The sequence below is a fragment of the Dysgonomonas sp. Marseille-P4677 genome (assembly GCF_016652235.1).
Classification (GTDB): Bacteria; Bacteroidota; Bacteroidia; order Bacteroidales; family Dysgonomonadaceae; genus Dysgonomonas.
The window spans coordinates 1-16,932 of the sequence record NZ_JAEPKU010000052.1 but is presented as its reverse complement, the minus strand read 5'-3'; the positions used below and the strand labels follow the sequence as shown (position 1 = coordinate 16,932).

Genomic DNA, 16,932 nt, shown 5'->3' with positions numbered 1-16,932 from the left:
CAAAGATTGTCCTGAATATGGAACAATCCGATAGACAAATTTAGTTACATTTTCATTATTAGTACTAAAAATCTCCATCAAAAGAATAATATCCTGTATTTGGGCGATAGCAGAATGAAATATAGTATTAATATATACGAAATAAAAATTCGCAGAAAAACACTTAAACCGGAATACCAAAAATGGATATTACTTTCATCCAAACAATTGCCTAAAAGCTTCTTCAACCTTCCTTACCGGAACGATTTCGATATTCACATTCGAGGTAAAACCTTTCAGGTTATTTTGTGGTATTAATATTTTCGAAAAACCTAGCTTCTCTGCTTCCAGCACACGTTGTTCTATACGGTTTACAGGACGGATTTCACCTGACAGGCCTACTTCACCGGTCACACATACATGTTTCTCGATAGGAATATCGAGACTGGAAGATAAAACTGCACTTATTACAGCCAAATCCATTGCCGGATCGTTTACCTTCAAACCTCCGGCTATATTGAGGAACACGTCTTTCTGTATCAATTTAAAACCTGCCCGTTTCTCTAAAACAGCCAAAAGCATATTCATGCGTCTTAGGTCGAAGCCTGTGGCAGAACGTTGGGGAGTTCCGTATGCAGCTGTGCTTACAAGAGCTTGGGTTTCGATTAAAAAAGGGCGTACTCCTTCTATGGCAGCAGCAATAGACACACCGCTAAGTCCTTCATGGTTTTGAGTTAATAGCAATTCTGACGGATTACTTACTTCCCGCAAACCATTTTGACGCATTTCATATATTCCCAATTCGGCTGTACTACCAAAACGGTTTTTTATACTACGTAGAATGCGATACATGTAATGCTGGTCTCCTTCAAACTGAAGAACTGTATCTACGATATGTTCCAAGACTTTAGGTCCGGCAATACTTCCCTCTTTATTGATGTGCCCTATCAATATTACAGGCGTATTTGTTTCTTTGGCAAACTTAAGTATGGCAGCCGAACATTCACGTACTTGCGATACACTTCCCGGCGAAGACTCTACAGTATCTGTGAAAATAGTTTGAATAGAATCAATAATAACAAACTCGGGTTTTAGGTTTTGTATATGTACAAATACTTGTTCTAAATTAGTTTCGCATACTATAAAACAGTTTTCACTGTTAGAGTTAATGCGATCGGCACGCAGTTTCAACTGACGCGCACTCTCCTCTCCCGAAATATAAAGTGTCTTTATATTATTCAGTCCAAGCACAGTTTGCAATATGAGTGTAGATTTACCGATACCAGGCTCTCCTCCGATCAACACTAGTGAACCGGGAACAAGTCCACCTCCAAGAACACGATTAAGTTCTCCATCGTGTAGATCGATACGAGGCTCTTCGCCTGTCTGCACATCTTTAAGCAACAAGGGTTTGGCTTTCGACGTTTCAAATACTTGAAGACCGCTTCTTGCTGATGGTTTTTCTTTACTTATTATTTCTTCAACATATGTGTTCCATTCGCCGCAAACAGGGCACTTTCCCAACCATTTGGGAGAATCGTTACCACAGTTGTTGCAAACATATACCGACTTTACTTTTACCATGTTATTTTTTCCGCTTTGGAAATCCCTTTCTGAGTTTTAACTTTTATAATATAAACACCTCTTGAATATGCACTCATATCCAAATTAAATATTGTTTCATTAATATTCTTTTTATGCTGGAGAGTATTGGCATCCAAATCGATTAACATGACTTCGGTTATCATATCGTCTATATTATCCTTTCCATATACTTTTATTTCCAGAACTTTATTTTGAAGAAATACAATATCTATTTCTTTGTGAACCATCACATTTATGTCTACTGACTTATTCAATTTATCCTTCACCGTAACTATAGCGTCCCCTAATCGATACCCCTGTATATGAATTACATTATTATTAACGCTTGCCGACGCAATACTATTATCAGAGGAAGTTACTGTATATCCACCGTTACCACTAAGAATATTGACCCCGAACGTAGTATTTTCTACTATATTTAGTATAGTATTATCAAGGACCAGTTTTCGTTCAGGATTATCAGAGTTTCTCAATCCGGCTAACTTAGTTACTCCTGTTTTGCCCGGATCCAGGTATTTATCCATATGTTCGTTTACGTCGCGATACTGATCCCAATGGAAATATAATTTGCCATAATAGTCTGCCAAAGATGGATTTCTGCAATCATTATCCCCACCGGTAAGAGTACCAACAACTAATCCCGATTGATTGAATATGGGACTTCCTGAAGAACCTCCTTCTGTAGCACCAGCCGAATAAGTCACAAGCCAGTGGGCTCCTATAGGTGAACTTGAACTCCATCTACCTGAAGTAAGTGGTTTATTATATAATGTAATTTTCTTTACATCTCCTAACGGATGATGTATTATACTACCTGTTAGAGCAGCTTTATTCTCCCGATCCCAGCCATTAAAATAAATGTCCCATTGTTCAGGTATAGGTTCACTCAGTTTTAATAATGCTCCGTCACTACCATCCTTTATAGGACTAAGAACTAAGACTTCCGCTCCTTTATGATATTTGTATCGGGGCCTATCTTTCATTTGGCATGTAGCAGACTCATATTCGAATATAAATTCTGTATTATTGTTGATTTGCGCTCTGGTCATATTCTCGAAGCAATGATCGGCTGTAAGAACATAAGGTGTCGCATCATTTGCTGTATTGTTGATTAATGTACCAGAACAGAGATATGTTTGACCATTACTCTTGAGCATTCTCAATTGTACCACGCCTTTTTTCTGATCTTGCCACAACTCACCTTCAGGGCATATTATATTTATCATACATGAGTTGTTCGAAGAGTCGAACCCTGTCAGGTTATCTCCCTTATCATCAATATACTTATATCCTAGTCCGGATAATGTAAACCGTGGACTTTCTACGATATGGTTAGGAGCAACATATTCCAATACAACATTGTCGCCTGTTAGATTTTCGATTGAATAGGTTCCACCCATGGGATTATCCTCGTGTCGATAAACAATGGCTTCTGCATCCATTTTATTTTTATTATACACATAAAGCTGCGTACCTTCGGGTAAATAAAAATCGTCGAACCCGACAAAAAAGCCTTTAGCCTTTGGCACATCTATATCAAGCTTCCATATATTTTCTTTTGTTCCTATAGTCCAAACCCCAACTGTGTCTGTATTTATATTTAGCGAATAATGCTTAGCCTCGGGGAGCGGAGCCCCTCTTTTACGTGACTGGATTTCGGATACTGTGTATTTTGTTTGTTTCAGGTCTACTATCAACGAGACTGTCGATCTATTTTCATTCAGTGTATATTGCTTTTTCTGAGCAAAGAGTGGAAAACTACATGCCAGCATAATAGCACTGAATATAAGATTTTTCTCTAATTTAAGATTCATAATATTTTTATTAGTTGCTCTACATATCTTGTTACATCTTCACGATTAACCAATTCTTCTGTTTCAAATATAATGTGGGCCTTCGAATAAAATGGCTCCCGCCTTTGAAGGCTTTCCACTACAAAATCATATAGTTCTTCTTCATTTTTGTCTTTTATCAACGGACGTTTATCCTTACATGTATTTAACCGGGAAGACAGAGCCTCTGGTGTAGCTTTGAGATATACAGTAGTTCCGGCATTATTCATATAATCGGCGTTATCGAAGAAACAAGGAGTTCCTCCACCTGTCGATATAACCACATTTTCGAATTCACCGACCTCTTTCAGCATATTTCGTTCTATATTGCGGAATTCTCGTTCACCAACATCCTGAAACAACTCATTTACCGTTTTTTGAAAACGAGCTTGGATAAAATGATCCAAATCAATGAATTCGAGTTCCAGAATTCTAGCCAATTCGCGTCCCGCTGTGGTTTTACCAGCACCCATGTATCCTATGAGAAATATTCTCTTCATCTATTATTTCCAATATGGTATTATACAAAAATAGAAATAAAATATTAACGAATGATTCCCGGCCTTAATATTATTATGTTTTAACGACTACATATGCCCTATTACATACAATAACTGATATAGTAATCGAAGTATATGACTTTTTTATGTCTAAAAACATAGTCATATATTTTGTAGTCTATTTTTATAGACATATATTTGCATAGAACTTGTAAATATTAAAAAAATGCAACTAACTAAAGCTGAAGAACAAATAATGCAGATACTGTGGACAATGGATGAAGCTACAGTGCAGGACATATTGAAAGGCTTCTCGGATAATAAGCCTGCCAGAACTACAATAGCCACCGTATTAAATATTCTGGAGAATAAAAACTTTGTAGATCATCGTTCCGAAGGTCGTTTAAACATTTACAGAGCAATAGTTTCTAAAGAAGCTTATTCGAAGAAGCAATTATTCGGATTTGTAAAAGACTATTTCAATGGATCTTTTTCGTCTATGGTTTCTTTTTTTGCTAAAGAAAGTAATCTTAGTATCGAACAAATGGACGAAATGCTTGAAGAAACAAGAAAAGCTCTTGATAAAGAAAATAAAGAAAAAATATAATCATGGAAACATTTATCATCTACATAGCTAAAATTGGAATATGCCTTGGTATATTCATGCTAATATATATCCTATTCTTACGCCAAACCACCTTTTTCCGCTTCAACAGGTCATTTCTTCTGTTCGGATTCCTAACGTCGCTAATCTTACCATCGCTAAAATACACATACGATATAATCGTGCCTGCAACATTATCGGCAGGGATGGATAATTTTAAAGAAAGTGAAATTACCGTATCGAACAGTAATATACAAATATGGACGATACTGCTTTCGGTATATATAGCAGGTATGCTAGTAATCATATTTAGAAATATATATGCATATTACAAATTATTAAAGCTAATAAGAAGTGGTATAAGATCTGACAATGAAGAGTTTAAACTAGTCGACAATATGAAAGTAGGATCACCTTTCAGCATACTCAACTATATTCTACTAAATACAAGCAAACTAAGCCAGACAGAAAGAGACCTGATATTAAAACACGAGATCGTACATATAAAACAAAAGCATTGGATAGATTTACTTTGCAGCGAATTTATTATTATGATACAATGGTTTAATCCTCTGGCATGGTTTTACGTACAACTACTAAAGGAGAATCATGAGTTTCTTGCCGATAAAGCGGTATTAGATTCGGGAGTTTCGCCTGCAATATATCAAGCTGTACTAGTTAATCAGGAATTTAAAGAACCTATATTTTCATTCTCAAATTCATTCAAATCCTATAATTATACTAAATCTTTAAAACGCTTAGCCATGATGAAAAAAACAAAAAGTTCGCCTTGGAAAAAGGCATTAATTCTGACAATTATTCCCGTATTCGGTTTATTTCTATGGGTATCTGCCGAACCTCGCTATATACTTGAAACATCTGTTACTGAAAAAATAATAGACGATTCTACTTTGCTCATATCTTCTTCAAAAATCGATACGGCAATAACATCTGACAGTGTATTACTTTTGGGAAAAGTGCGAAAGGTTACATATAAAAAAACAGCAAAAAAAGAAGATGAGCCTTTTGTTATGACGAATATCCCCATCACTTCAGAAGAAAAAAAACCTCTTTCTTTTAGGTCCGCCAATTTGAAAGAAAAACCTATATACATTGTTGATAATGTCCGTAGAGAAAACATAGAAGACATTGACCCTAACACAATAGAAAGCATAAGTGTATTAAAGGACGAATCGGCAAAGCAAATCTTTGGTGAAGATGCTAAAGATGGTGCAATTATAATAACAACCAAAGAGAAGGTTAAAACAGACAAAGACAAAGCATTAATAATAATAGACGGTGTAGTAAAAGAAGGAATAAGTATAAGTTCTCTCAATTCTGAAAATATATCCTCAATGAATGTATTAAAAGATAAAGCTGCTGTTAGTAAATACGGCGATAAAGCTAAATATGGTGCAATCGAAATAGTGACAAAAAAATAAAAACCATTAACAAAAAAGGATAAAGCCATTCATTTGGCTTTATCCTTTTTATATTTCGAATTTTAAAAGATTCTAGAATGCTTTCAAGCTTAAATCTATATTAGGAGCTGAATAAATAATAGCTCCTGATGATATATAATCTACGCCGATTTCGGCGATAGCATGAACTACATCTTTTGTTATACCACCAGATGCCTCAACTTTCGTAGCTCCGTTTATCAATTCAACAGCTGCGCTCATTTCGAATATCGACATATTATCGAGCATTATTATATCCACTGCGTTGGTTGCTAAAGCTTCTTTTACCTCCTCCAGATTACGGGTTTCAACTTCTATTTTAAGATCTTTACCTTTCTCCTTCAGATATTTTACCGTAGCCTCTACAGCCTTGGTTATACCTCCGGCATAATCGTTATGATTGTCTTTCAACATTATCATATCGAATAACCCATAACGATGATTTTGTCCTCCACCAATACGAACTGCCCATTTTTCGCACATGCGGAAAATAGGAGATGTTTTTCGTGTATCTAATATACGTGTATTGGTATCGGCCAATAGTTCTACCATCTCGTGTGTATAAGTAGCTATACCGCTCATTCGTTGCATACAGTTGAGTACAAGACGTTCCATTGTCAAAATAGAACGTGCCGATCCGGATACAACAAATGCTATATCGCCTTCTACAACTCTATCTCCGTCGTTTTTAAGAACTTCTACCTTTAGGTCCTTATCATAATAATGAAATATCTCTTGCGCAAGTTCTACACCGGCCAAGATACAATCATGTTTTACCAACAAACGTGCCCGTTGCTGTGCATCAGCCGAGACACTAGCCAAAGTGGAGTGATCACCGTCGCCGATATCCTCCTTAATAGCCGCATCGATAAAACTATAAAGCCTTTCATTTGTCACATATGCAGGTCTATTCATTTTTATCTAGGTTTTTATTATAAAATGTTCCTTTATTTTCTTTTTGTTCTATACTTTGAGTTATAATCAGATATGCCACACTAACCAGATTTCTCAATTCAGATAATTGCGGCGATAGAATAGAAAAATTATAAATCTCTTTTACCGATCTATATATTTCTTCTTCCTTCTGTTTTGCTAATTCCAACCGTCTGTTACTACGCACAATCCCCACAAGATCACTCATCAACGATTGTAATTCTTTACGCAAATAGTTAAGTAGCACCATTTCTTCATTCACTTTCATTCCTTCCTGATCCCATTCGGGAATACGATGTAACTGATCATGATTGAAATTATCTTCATTCAGACGTTCTAATGTTTTAATGGCTGCCCGATGAGCAAATACAAGTGCCTCAAGCAGAGAATTCGATGCCAGTCGGTTTGCCCCATGAAGACCTGTATTGGAACATTCCCCTACGGCAAACATATTTTTAATGGTACTTTGTCCAAATAAATCTACATCAATCCCTCCACACAAATAATGGCTTGCCGGAACAACAGGTATCAAATCCTTAAACATATCCAGTCCCGCATCTTTACATTGCTTATATATATTAGGAAAGTGTTCTAAGAATTTTTCCTGATCGAGGTGGCGGCAATCAAGACAAACATAATCATCGCCACGCAACTTCATCTCACTGTCTATAGCCCGTGCAACAATATCACGTGAAGCTAACTCTTCACGTTCGTCATATTTGTGCATAAAAGGCTCGTCTGAAGCTGTACGCAATTTTGCACCAAACCCTCTTACTGCCTCCGAAATCAGAGGTAATTGTCCTGCTATAGGGCTATAAAAGGCTGTTGGGTGAAATTGGATAAACTGCATGTTACTTATTCTGGCTTTAGCCCGATGTGCCAACCCAATTCCATCTCCGGTAGCTATAGTCGGATTAGTCGTATTTTTATATACATGTCCACAGCCGCCTGTAGCCATAAGTGTTATTTTTGCCGACATTTTTTTTATACGTCCGGCTTTCAGGTCTAACACATATGCGCCATAACAATTCAAATTGTATTTATCGAACGATTCTCCGGGAATATGATGCTCCGTTATCAAATCGATGACATAATGATGATTGAGTAGCTCTACATTATCTAATCGCTTAATTGCTTCAAGTAAAGCACGCTCTATCTCTGCACCTGTTATGTCTTTATAGTGTACTACACGATTTTCGGTATGTCCTCCTTCACGCCCCAGATCGTACTTTTTTGAACTATCTTTATCGAAGTTAGCACCCCACTCCGCTATTTCTTTTATCCGTTCGGGACCTTCTTTCACTACTACTTCTACTGTTTCACGCTTACACATACCATCACCGGCACGTAATGTATCTTCAATATGTTTATCAAAGCTGTCTTTACTAAAATCGGTAACAACAGCTACACCCCCTTGGGCATATTTTGTGTTCGATTCTTCGTCATCCGATTTAGTAATAATAGTTATTCGTGTATCAGGCTTTTGCTGAGCAATCTTCATCGCATACGAAAGCCCCGATATACCTGAGCCTATAACCAGAACATCTGTATAAATCATTTAATATTTAGCATTAATATAAAATTATTTGATAGCTGTAGATAATTCCAGCATCTTATTTATGGGACGCAGAGCTTTTATCCTTATTTCTTCATCCATCAGAATTTCGGGTTGCTCATATTTCATGCACAAATACAATTTCTCCATTGTATTTAGTTTCATGAAATGACATTCACTGCAATTACATTTATCATCGATAGTCAGTGCAGGTATAAGTACCTTATTAGGTGCACGTTTACGCATTTCATGCAATATCCCTTCTTCGGTAGCTACAATATATTCATGAGCATCGTCATTTACTACATAGTTGAGTAGATTAGCAGTAGATCCGATATAGTGAGCTACCTGCAAAACAGGTTTTTGAGCTTCAGGATGTGCAATAAGTTTTGCCTTTGGATGATCGAGCATTTGTTGTGCTATTCTCTCCAGCGAAAATGCTTCATGCACAATACACGCACCATCCCATAATATCATATTGCGTCCTGTCATCTGATTGATATATCGTCCCAAATTTCTATCAGGCGCAAATATTATTTCCTGATCCTTTGGCAGCGAATTGATAATATGCTCGGCATTCGATGATGTAACTATTATATCACTCTCGGCTTTTACTCCCGAGTCGCAATTGATATAACTGACCACAATTGCCTTTGGGTGCTTCTTTTTAAGCTCTCGTAATCCTTCTCCGGAACAAGAATCAGCTAATGAACAGCCCGCCAGTAAATCGGGTAAAACAACCTTCTTCGATGGATTCAAAATTTTGGCTGTTTCTGCCATAAAATGAACTCCACAGAAAACAATCATATCTGCGTCTGTCTTTTCTGCGGCACGTGCCAACTGTAAGCTATCGCCCAGAAAATCTGCAATATCCTGAATATCTCCTGTTTGATAATAATGCGCAAGTATAATAGCTTTTTTCTCTTTGCGCATGCGGTTGATTTCTTCCACCAAATCAATCCCCTTAGGAATTTCCATATTCAAATAACCTTTGGTCGATAGTCCGGCTACCGCCTTTTCAAGTATCGTCATATCTTTTTTTGTGAAATAAAAATTACACAATTCTAAATTCAATAAGCAAAAATACTTATAAAAACTGATTTATACGATATATTGTATATAATTAGCTAATTCGAGAAGTAATATTTCTAGAAAAGCGACTCATTTATCAATCTTACTGTTAGTTATGTAAAACATATTCCCGACATAGAAATTATATACCCACCTAATCCAAGAATAATGGATCAGATGGGTTAAAGTTCTTTTTTACTATGTCAAATAGTGAATCTGTGCTTTAAAATGCAATCTGTAATTGAGCGAATACTGTATTCGATGTTGGGGCATTCCATTTGTTAGAGTAATCCGAATAAGTATAGTTCAGTTGAACCCTACACATAGGATAGAAATAGTAGTTTACTCCGGCTGTGTAGTCAACAACTTCACTATTTATGTCTTTGTTTCGGTTATAATAATCTACTTTTCCCAACACATTCAACTTTTTGGGAATCAGATAAAACATACCAAGTCCATATACTCCTTCTTTGTCTACACCTCCATCATTTCCACGAATCCATTCGCTGCGGGCATAAAATCTATCCGATTTGTAGTCTGCACTAAGATACCATCTGTCGCGCACATGATCCGAAGCTGCTGTTTCGTTTGCTTTAGCATACGTAGCTTGTCCGAGATATGCTCCTCCTCCTATGCGAAGCCCCTTTACAGGCTGTAAGAGAAGCATTCCTGCAAAATCTTTTCCATTATTTGTCTCCCCTGTAGTCACCCCTGTTCCTTGAAAGACTCCTGCGGAATATTGAATAAGATTATGATCCGACATAGAAATGAGTTCACCGGATGCCATTATCCCTGCATCGCGTCCAAAATTATTTTTATTATTTTGCTTTTTAAGGACATCATCTTCTCCGGCATATCCAACAAGATTAGATATCGTTCTCGAATATGATGCGGTTTCTAATGTAGCCGGTACAAGCTGACTTTCCATGGTAAATGGGCTTTTGAATTGCCCTACTTTCAGATTGAACATTTTAGAGGCTGTCCATTCTCCCCAAAATTCTTGAACCGAAGGATTTACTAGTTCGACCAGAAAACCATAGCGAAAAGATTCATTTAGTTTACCGTTTACAGATAGAAAAAGGTTCTTTGCTTTGAAGTCATTATGTACCTTATCTACATCAGAGTATCTATACATCAATTGCCCATTACCTCCAAATTGCAGGTAAGGAGAATTAAAAAAGTTGCGTACTTTTTCAACCGGTTGAGTAGTCGTTGTTTTTGCCTCTTTCACTGAAGTTTTTTTAAGTTCGTCTGCTTCAGACTGAGTCAAAACATTCTTTTCAACTAATTTTTTCAACAAATCATCTGTATTTTGTGCTGCAATTCCTCCATGCAAAACAACTAACAGAATAAAGGCTATAATCTTTTTCATATTATAGATATTAGATAATTATACAATATTTCTTATATACAAATTTTGTAATTTTTATTTAATCCGAGTGTAATAGTTATTACACTCCTATCTAAATATGAAAAAGAAAAAGAGACTGTCTTCGTTAGAAAAACAGTCTCTCACTTTTTATATTCTTATCTGATTATGACAATGCTGCAATTGCTGATCCTATCAGGTTGGCATTCTCCATCTTAGTAATATCTACATGAACACTTCCATGACCAAGTTCTTCCAATAGATTTTTCAATTCCTCGTCTACTAGCTTTTTGTAATTTTTACCTCTTTTGTATTCACTCCAGAAAAGACTACCTTCTGCTACCAAACGAATTTTTTTGATAGAACTATCATGAGATACCAATACTAATACCAAACCTGCCAAAGATGCTGCTACCAATTGAGCTGATCTCTTATATATCCAACGAGAAACATCTACATATTTTTTCTTATGGATATCAGGATAATTCATTATGCTAGTTAGTTTTTGAGCATCGAATCTTGCTTCAAATTCATCGCAAGGAAAAGCAGACTTAAGTATTTCTCCTAAATACATACCCGACACTGCTTTCTCGAAACGTTGAGCTCCTTTACTATCCGAACATGCATCAACTTTATCGTCAATTACAGTCAGGTGTGGCGGATAAAAATTACCCGATTCTAAATTAACAGGAATCAAACCTGTACCTTTATATTCCGGATTAAGTTTTTTGATTTTATCAGGGCTGATAAATGTAGCCATATTAGTACCTGTACCAACAATCAGACCAATATAAGCATCATAACTACTATCTGTAAGACCTGCGAACAAACTTGCCACAGTATCATTGATTACTTTAACTCCTGTAAACTTAGGGGTATCTTTCTTATTTAAATAATCCATCAGCGGTTGACCGATAGGTTTATCTATCATTTCTTTTATATCCACTCCTTTTGTCCAGCGAAGCAATTTTGCATCTCCGCTAAGCATAGATTCGGCTGGATAAGAGAAACAGTAACCTATTGGCATTTCAGCATTTCTTTTGATTTCGCTGATAGGATCACCTTGTTCTTTAAATAAATCCTGCTCTGTAAAATTTGCAGTTTTCATAACCGACAAATCTTTCTTCCAACCGTTTTCGGGATGAATTGTTGCTTTGCCATCCACAAAGTCGACTGTAGCTACACGATAATTGGTACCTCCCAAGTCTAAAACTAGTGCTTGTCCGTTTACTCCTGTTGTTTGCGGATTGATATAAGTCGGAATACATTGCACTTCTGTATTCTCTTTTTCTAAACCGTTTACTACTTTAGCTTGAAGAGACTGTGCAATTTCTTTTAATTGCTTAGTCTTTAGCTTAAAAATGTTTTTCTCCATAGGATATTCTCATGTTAAATTAGGCTATTTTGGAATTTGCTCTGCAAATATATAAATCTCTGACGAATATCGGGCAAATATCCAAGCCTACAAAAAATAAATAACTATTTTTTCATTTAAATTAATATTTGCTTATTAAAAGCGGATATTTTTTTGGACTAATTAAACAAATTACATTATCTTGCCCATTATATTTGTGAATTTGTATTCAAATATACAAATGCCTATCAAAAATGCGATTAATTATGAGTTTTTGTTTAATAATGTAAATAAAAACTAAAATAACGCATAGACATTAAACCTTTTGATGTGGATATTATCATACATCAAGAAATCATATCGAGTTCAAGATACAAATACTTACTATGAATAAAAAAACGAAGATTGCTCTGATTGTAGTCATTCTACTGCTTATCGCAGCAATGGCTTTTTACCCTAAAATTAAAACTATTGTTTCACCAAATAAAGAAACGATCCCACCCCCTAGTACAAGTACAGACGGAAAAGCGAGAAGAGCTTTAAATGTAAATGTGCAAATATTAAAGTCTCAAAATCTGACCGATGTAATCCGTACCAAAGGGTTGCTTATCCCTGATGAAGAAGTAGACTTATCTTTCGAAACATCAGGAAAAATCACTGAAATACAGTTTAAAGAAGGAACGATGGTAAAAAAAGGGCAATTATTGGCCAAAGTCAATGACAAACCTTTACAGGCTGAGCTCAAAAAGCTTGAGGCCCAAATCCCCCTTGCCGAGGATAGAGTATTTCGTCAGAAATCTCTATTAGCCAAAGATGCCGTTAGCCAGGAAGCCTATGAGTCTGTTAATACAGAACTGGAAAAGCTAAAAGCAGATATAGAGCTGACCCGATCACGCATAAATCAAACCGAACTACGTGCTCCCTTCGATGGGGTAATAGGTTTGCGTCAGGTAAGTGAAGGAGCATACGCTTCTCCAACAACTATAATTGCCAGATTGACCAAAGTATCTCCTTTGAAAATTGAATTTTCGGTCAACGAAGCTTATGTAAACAATATAAAAGCGGGTACTCCCCTCACCTTTACTTTCGATAATGATTTAAGTACTTATGGTGCTACAGTATACGCAGTAGAGTCGAATCTGGATAAACTCACTTTGACTCTGAAAGCACGTGCACTGTATCCGAATGTAGGAGGGCATTTGAAACCCGGGCAGTCGACAAATATAGAAATCAGATTGCACGAAATAAAGAATACACTGGTGATACCAAGTCTTTCTACAATTGCTGAGCTAGGACGTGATATTGCATATATATATAAAGATGGAAAAGCTCATCAAGTAAAAATAACTAAAGGTATGCGCACTGCTTCTTCCATTCAGGTATTAAACGGATTAAATGCAGGTGATACCCTAATTGTGAGTGGAGTGATGCAGCTTCGTGATCAATTACCGGTAACAATCGATAGCTATTTAGAGAATAATTAGAGTCTATTATTATATCAAGTGAAAAATAAGAGGCTGTAGCATAAATAAATACTAAAATTCTTTGAACCTTGATATCTGAAATAAAAAACAAATGACAATTTCCGAAATTAGTATTAAACGCCCCGTATTGGCTACCGTATTTGTCCTTGTCATTTTCCTGCTTGGAATGATAGGTTACACATACTTAGGTGTCAGGGAATATCCCAATATAGACAATCCCATAATATCGGTAAATGTAACCTATCCGGGTGCAAATGCAGAGATTATAGAAAATCAGATAACCGAACCCCTCGAACAAAACATCAACGGGATTCCGGGTATCAGATCCCTAACCAGTAGCAGCAGTCAAGGATCATCGCGTATTACTGTCGAGTTTGAATTATCTGTCGATTTGGAAACTGCGGCTAATGATGTTCGCGACAAAGTGTCACGTGCTCAACGTTATTTACCACGCGACTGCGATCCGCCCACTGTTTCGAAAGCTGATGCAGATGCAAGCCCAATTATACAAATAAGTATCCAGAGTGAAAAGCGTTCGTTACTCGAACTTAGCGAAATAGCCGAATTGACTGTAAAGGAACGCTTGCAGACCATCCCAAATGTAAGTGCAGTGGAAATATGGGGGCAAAATCGCTATTCGATGCGTCTATGGCTAGATCCTGTGAAGATGGCCTCGTATGGAATTACGCCTATGGATGTAAAAAATGCTGTGGACAGGGAGAATGTAGAGTTGCCATCAGGTAGTATAGAAGGTGATAATTTGGAATTAACGATACGTACTCTAGGTTTGATGCAAACACCCGAAGAATTTAACAATATGATTATTAAAGAAGATAATTATAATGTTGTCAGATTTCAAGATGTGGGAACAGCCGAACTTGGAACGGAAGATCAGCGAAGTATTATGCGTCGCAATGGTGTACCTGCCGTAAGTACTGTGATTATCCCTCAGCCGGGAGCAAATCAGATAGAGATTTCCGACGAAGCAATGATACGTCTCGAACAACTGCGTAAAGACTTGCCCGAAGATGTATTTATCGATGTATCATTCGACAATACAAAGTTTATTCGTGCATCTATAGCCGAAGTGGAAGAAACCGTATACATTGCCTTCATACTGGTTGTACTAATTATCTTCCTATTCCTTAGAGACTGGCGTGTTACATTAGTACCATGTATAGTTATCCCCGTTTCATTGGTAGGTGCATTTTTTATAATGTACGTTGCAGGTTTCTCCATCAATGTACTATCTATGCTTGCTGTTGTATTAGCAGTGGGATTGGTTGTGGATGACGCCATTGTAGTAACAGAGAATATATATTTGAAAATAGAAGGAGGAATGTCTCCCAAAGAGGCCGGGATAGAGGGTTCGAAAGAAATATTCTTTGCTGTTATATCCACTACGATAACATTGGTGGCGGTTTTCTTTCCCATCGTTTTTCTCGAAGGTATGACCGGAAGACTATTCCGCGAATTTAGTATTGTCGTTGCCGGGGCAGTCCTTATTTCTGCTTTTGTGGCCCTGACGTTTACACCAATGCTATCGACCAAATTATTAAGGAAGCAAAAGAATCCGAATTGGTTTTACAGAAAAACAGAACCATTTTTTGCATGGATGACAAATGGTTACCATGATGCCCTACATCATTTTCTAAGGTATAAGATTATTATATGGCCGATTATTATTCTTACACTTATTTCTATAGTATATCTCATGAATGTTATACCGTCAGAGATGGCCCCGCTAGAAGACCGTTCGCAAATAACGATACGAACTATGGGACCAGAAGGAGCAACATACGAGTTTAATAGAAATTATACTCAAAAGATAGCCTATATAGCCGATTCGGTAGTACCAGACAGATTAATCAATACGATGCGCGTATGGACCGGAGGTGGTAATGTAAATATAATGCTCACAGATATAAGGGATCGGGATAAAAGCCAGATGGAAATAGCGAACGAACTTACAAGAGCAGTTAGGGGAGAAACCGAAGCCCGTACGTTTGTGCAGCAGCAATCTACCTTTGGAGGCAGGCGTTCGAGTATGCCTATCCAATATGTCTTGCAAGCACCAAACATAGAAAAACTGCAAGAATTTATCCCCGAATTTATGCGTAAAGTACAGGAAAGCCCTCTCTTTCAGATGGCAGACGTAAACCTGAAATTTACGAAACCCGAAACACGTATAATTATAGACAGAGATAAGGCAGCCCTGCTAGGTGTCAGCACACGCGATATAGGGCAAACCCTGCAATATGCTCTCAGTGGACAACGGATGGGATATTTTTATATGAATGGAAAACAATATCAGATATTAGGCGAAATAAACCGTCAACAACGAAATACACCACTCGATTTAAAATCGATATATCTTAAAAACGCTTCGGGCAACATGATCCAACTGGATAATCTTGTACAACTAGAAGAAAATGTTGCTCCACCACAATTATATCGCTACAATCGTTTCAATTCTGCAACCATATCGGCAGGACTTTCACCGGGAGTAACTATCGGTGCGGGACTGAACGAGATGGACCGCATAGCAAAAGAAACTCTTGACGATACTTTCCGCACAGCACTGTCGGGCGATTCCAAAGATTTCCGAGAAAGCTCCTCAAGCTTAATGTTTGCGTTTGTGCTGGCTATTTTACTTATTTTACTTATTTTGGCCGCGCAATTCGAGAGTTTCAAAGATCCTTTCGTCATCATGCTTACCGTACCATTGGCCATTGCCGGAGCTTTATTATTTATGTATATAAAAGACATATCAATGAATATATTCAGCCAGATAGGGATAATTATGCTTATCGGATTGGTTGCAAAAAATGGTATCCTTATTGTAGAGTTTGCCAACCAACGGCAAGAAATGGGCATGAGTAAATTGGAAGCAATTCAAGGGGCTTCGGTACAACGTTTGCGCCCTATCCTTATGACTAGTTTCTGTACTGTGCTTGGACTCCTGCCTCTGGTATTTGCTAGTGCAGAAGGAGCTAATGGTCGAATGGCAATGGGAGTAGCCGTCATAGGCGGCCTGTTGATTTCTACATTGCTCACCATATTCGTTGTTCCTGCCATGTATTTATATATATCGACAGACAGAGAAACTAAAAAAGAAAAAGAAGCTAAAAAATTGATGGATGAAAACCAATAATCGGAAATCCTCAATTTGGAAATACATACAAT

At 37.1% G+C, this 16,932-nt stretch carries 12 protein-coding genes; 4 read left to right on the top strand and 8 right to left on the bottom strand.

Features of this window, described 5'->3' with window-relative positions; translation table 11 throughout:
• Positions 1–195: 195 nt before the first annotated feature.
• The 3 genes from radA to JGH11_RS10420 are packed head-to-tail and all read right to left on the bottom strand — an operon-like array spanning position 196 to position 3,916.
• Complete coding sequence (gene radA / locus JGH11_RS10430; protein ID WP_201111532.1) at positions 196–1,563, bottom strand: DNA repair protein RadA; 1,368 nt, start codon at positions 1,561–1,563, stop codon at positions 196–198.
• Positions 1,557–3,398: a trypsin-like peptidase domain-containing protein gene (locus tag JGH11_RS10425; RefSeq protein WP_201111531.1), complete on the bottom strand. Its 1,842-nt coding sequence runs from the start codon at positions 3,396–3,398 to the stop codon at positions 1,557–1,559. The genes radA and JGH11_RS10425 overlap by 7 nt, the downstream gene beginning before the upstream one ends.
• The gene (locus tag JGH11_RS10420; RefSeq protein ID WP_201111530.1) at positions 3,395–3,916 is read right to left on the bottom strand and encodes a shikimate kinase; all 522 of its coding nucleotides are present in this window, start codon (positions 3,914–3,916) and stop codon (positions 3,395–3,397) included. The genes JGH11_RS10425 and JGH11_RS10420 overlap by 4 nt, the downstream gene beginning before the upstream one ends.
• A gap of 226 nt (positions 3,917–4,142) precedes the next feature.
• Between JGH11_RS10420 and JGH11_RS10415 the strand changes: the two genes are divergently transcribed.
• Positions 4,143–4,523 (top strand): BlaI/MecI/CopY family transcriptional regulator, encoded by a 381-nt coding sequence (locus JGH11_RS10415; protein ID WP_201111529.1) that lies wholly within the window; start codon positions 4,143–4,145, stop codon positions 4,521–4,523.
• Between the two features lie 2 nt (positions 4,524–4,525).
• On the top strand, positions 4,526–5,962 hold the full coding sequence (locus JGH11_RS10410) for a M56 family metallopeptidase (RefSeq protein ID WP_201111528.1): 1,437 nt from the start codon (positions 4,526–4,528) through the stop codon (positions 5,960–5,962).
• A gap of 72 nt (positions 5,963–6,034) precedes the next feature.
• Here the strand turns inward: JGH11_RS10410 and nadC are convergent, their stop codons facing one another.
• From nadC to JGH11_RS10385, 5 genes are all read right to left on the bottom strand, one after another.
• Positions 6,035–6,895 carry a carboxylating nicotinate-nucleotide diphosphorylase gene (gene nadC, locus JGH11_RS10405; RefSeq protein WP_201111527.1) on the bottom strand — a complete coding sequence of 287 codons (861 nt, stop codon included), beginning with the start codon at positions 6,893–6,895 and terminating at the stop codon, positions 6,035–6,037.
• Positions 6,888–8,471, bottom strand: a complete 1,584-nt coding sequence (nadB, locus tag JGH11_RS10400) for an L-aspartate oxidase (protein ID WP_201111526.1) — start codon at positions 8,469–8,471, stop codon at positions 6,888–6,890. The genes nadC and nadB overlap by 8 nt, the downstream gene beginning before the upstream one ends.
• A 24-nt stretch (positions 8,472–8,495) precedes the next feature.
• A complete protein-coding gene (gene nadA, locus JGH11_RS10395; RefSeq protein ID WP_201111525.1) occupies positions 8,496–9,500 on the bottom strand; it encodes a quinolinate synthase NadA in 1,005 nt (334 codons plus the stop codon).
• 262 nt (positions 9,501–9,762) lie between these two features.
• Entirely contained in the window at positions 9,763–10,911 is a 1,149-nt protein-coding gene (locus tag JGH11_RS10390) for a porin (protein ID WP_201111524.1), read from the bottom strand.
• Between the two features lie 163 nt (positions 10,912–11,074).
• Complete coding sequence (locus tag JGH11_RS10385; protein WP_201111523.1) at positions 11,075–12,283, bottom strand: hexokinase; 1,209 nt, start codon at positions 12,281–12,283, stop codon at positions 11,075–11,077.
• 365 nt (positions 12,284–12,648) lie between these two features.
• On the opposite strand from JGH11_RS10385, the gene JGH11_RS10380 reads away from it, so the two are divergent.
• Both JGH11_RS10380 and JGH11_RS10375 read left to right on the top strand, forming a co-directional pair.
• Positions 12,649–13,746 carry an efflux RND transporter periplasmic adaptor subunit gene (locus tag JGH11_RS10380; RefSeq protein ID WP_201111522.1) on the top strand — a complete coding sequence of 366 codons (1,098 nt, stop codon included), beginning with the start codon at positions 12,649–12,651 and terminating at the stop codon, positions 13,744–13,746.
• Between the two features lie 91 nt (positions 13,747–13,837).
• Positions 13,838–16,900, top strand: a complete 3,063-nt coding sequence (locus tag JGH11_RS10375) for an efflux RND transporter permease subunit (RefSeq protein ID WP_201111521.1) — start codon at positions 13,838–13,840, stop codon at positions 16,898–16,900.
• The last annotated feature ends 32 nt before the right edge of the window (positions 16,901–16,932 follow it).

Excerpts from the sequence above, each read along its gene's own strand:
- radA (WP_201111532.1), bottom strand. The coding sequence starts at position 1,563 with ATGGTAAAAGTAAAGTCGGTATATGTTTGCAACAACTGTGGTAACGAT.
- JGH11_RS10425 (WP_201111531.1), bottom strand. The coding sequence starts at position 3,398 with ATGAATCTTAAATTAGAGAAAAATCTTATATTCAGTGCTATTATGCTG.
- JGH11_RS10420 (WP_201111530.1), bottom strand. The coding sequence starts at position 3,916 with ATGAAGAGAATATTTCTCATAGGATACATGGGTGCTGGTAAAACCACA.
- JGH11_RS10415 (WP_201111529.1), top strand. The coding sequence starts at position 4,143 with ATGCAACTAACTAAAGCTGAAGAACAAATAATGCAGATACTGTGGACA.
- JGH11_RS10410 (WP_201111528.1), top strand. The coding sequence starts at position 4,526 with ATGGAAACATTTATCATCTACATAGCTAAAATTGGAATATGCCTTGGT.
- nadC (WP_201111527.1), bottom strand. The coding sequence starts at position 6,895 with ATGAATAGACCTGCATATGTGACAAATGAAAGGCTTTATAGTTTTATC.
- nadB (WP_201111526.1), bottom strand. The coding sequence starts at position 8,471 with ATGATTTATACAGATGTTCTGGTTATAGGCTCAGGTATATCGGGGCTT.
- nadA (WP_201111525.1), bottom strand. The coding sequence starts at position 9,500 with ATGACGATACTTGAAAAGGCGGTAGCCGGACTATCGACCAAAGGTTAT.
- JGH11_RS10390 (WP_201111524.1), bottom strand. The coding sequence starts at position 10,911 with ATGAAAAAGATTATAGCCTTTATTCTGTTAGTTGTTTTGCATGGAGGA.
- JGH11_RS10385 (WP_201111523.1), bottom strand. The coding sequence starts at position 12,283 with ATGGAGAAAAACATTTTTAAGCTAAAGACTAAGCAATTAAAAGAAATT.
- JGH11_RS10380 (WP_201111522.1), top strand. The coding sequence starts at position 12,649 with ATGAATAAAAAAACGAAGATTGCTCTGATTGTAGTCATTCTACTGCTT.
- JGH11_RS10375 (WP_201111521.1), top strand. The coding sequence starts at position 13,838 with ATGACAATTTCCGAAATTAGTATTAAACGCCCCGTATTGGCTACCGTA.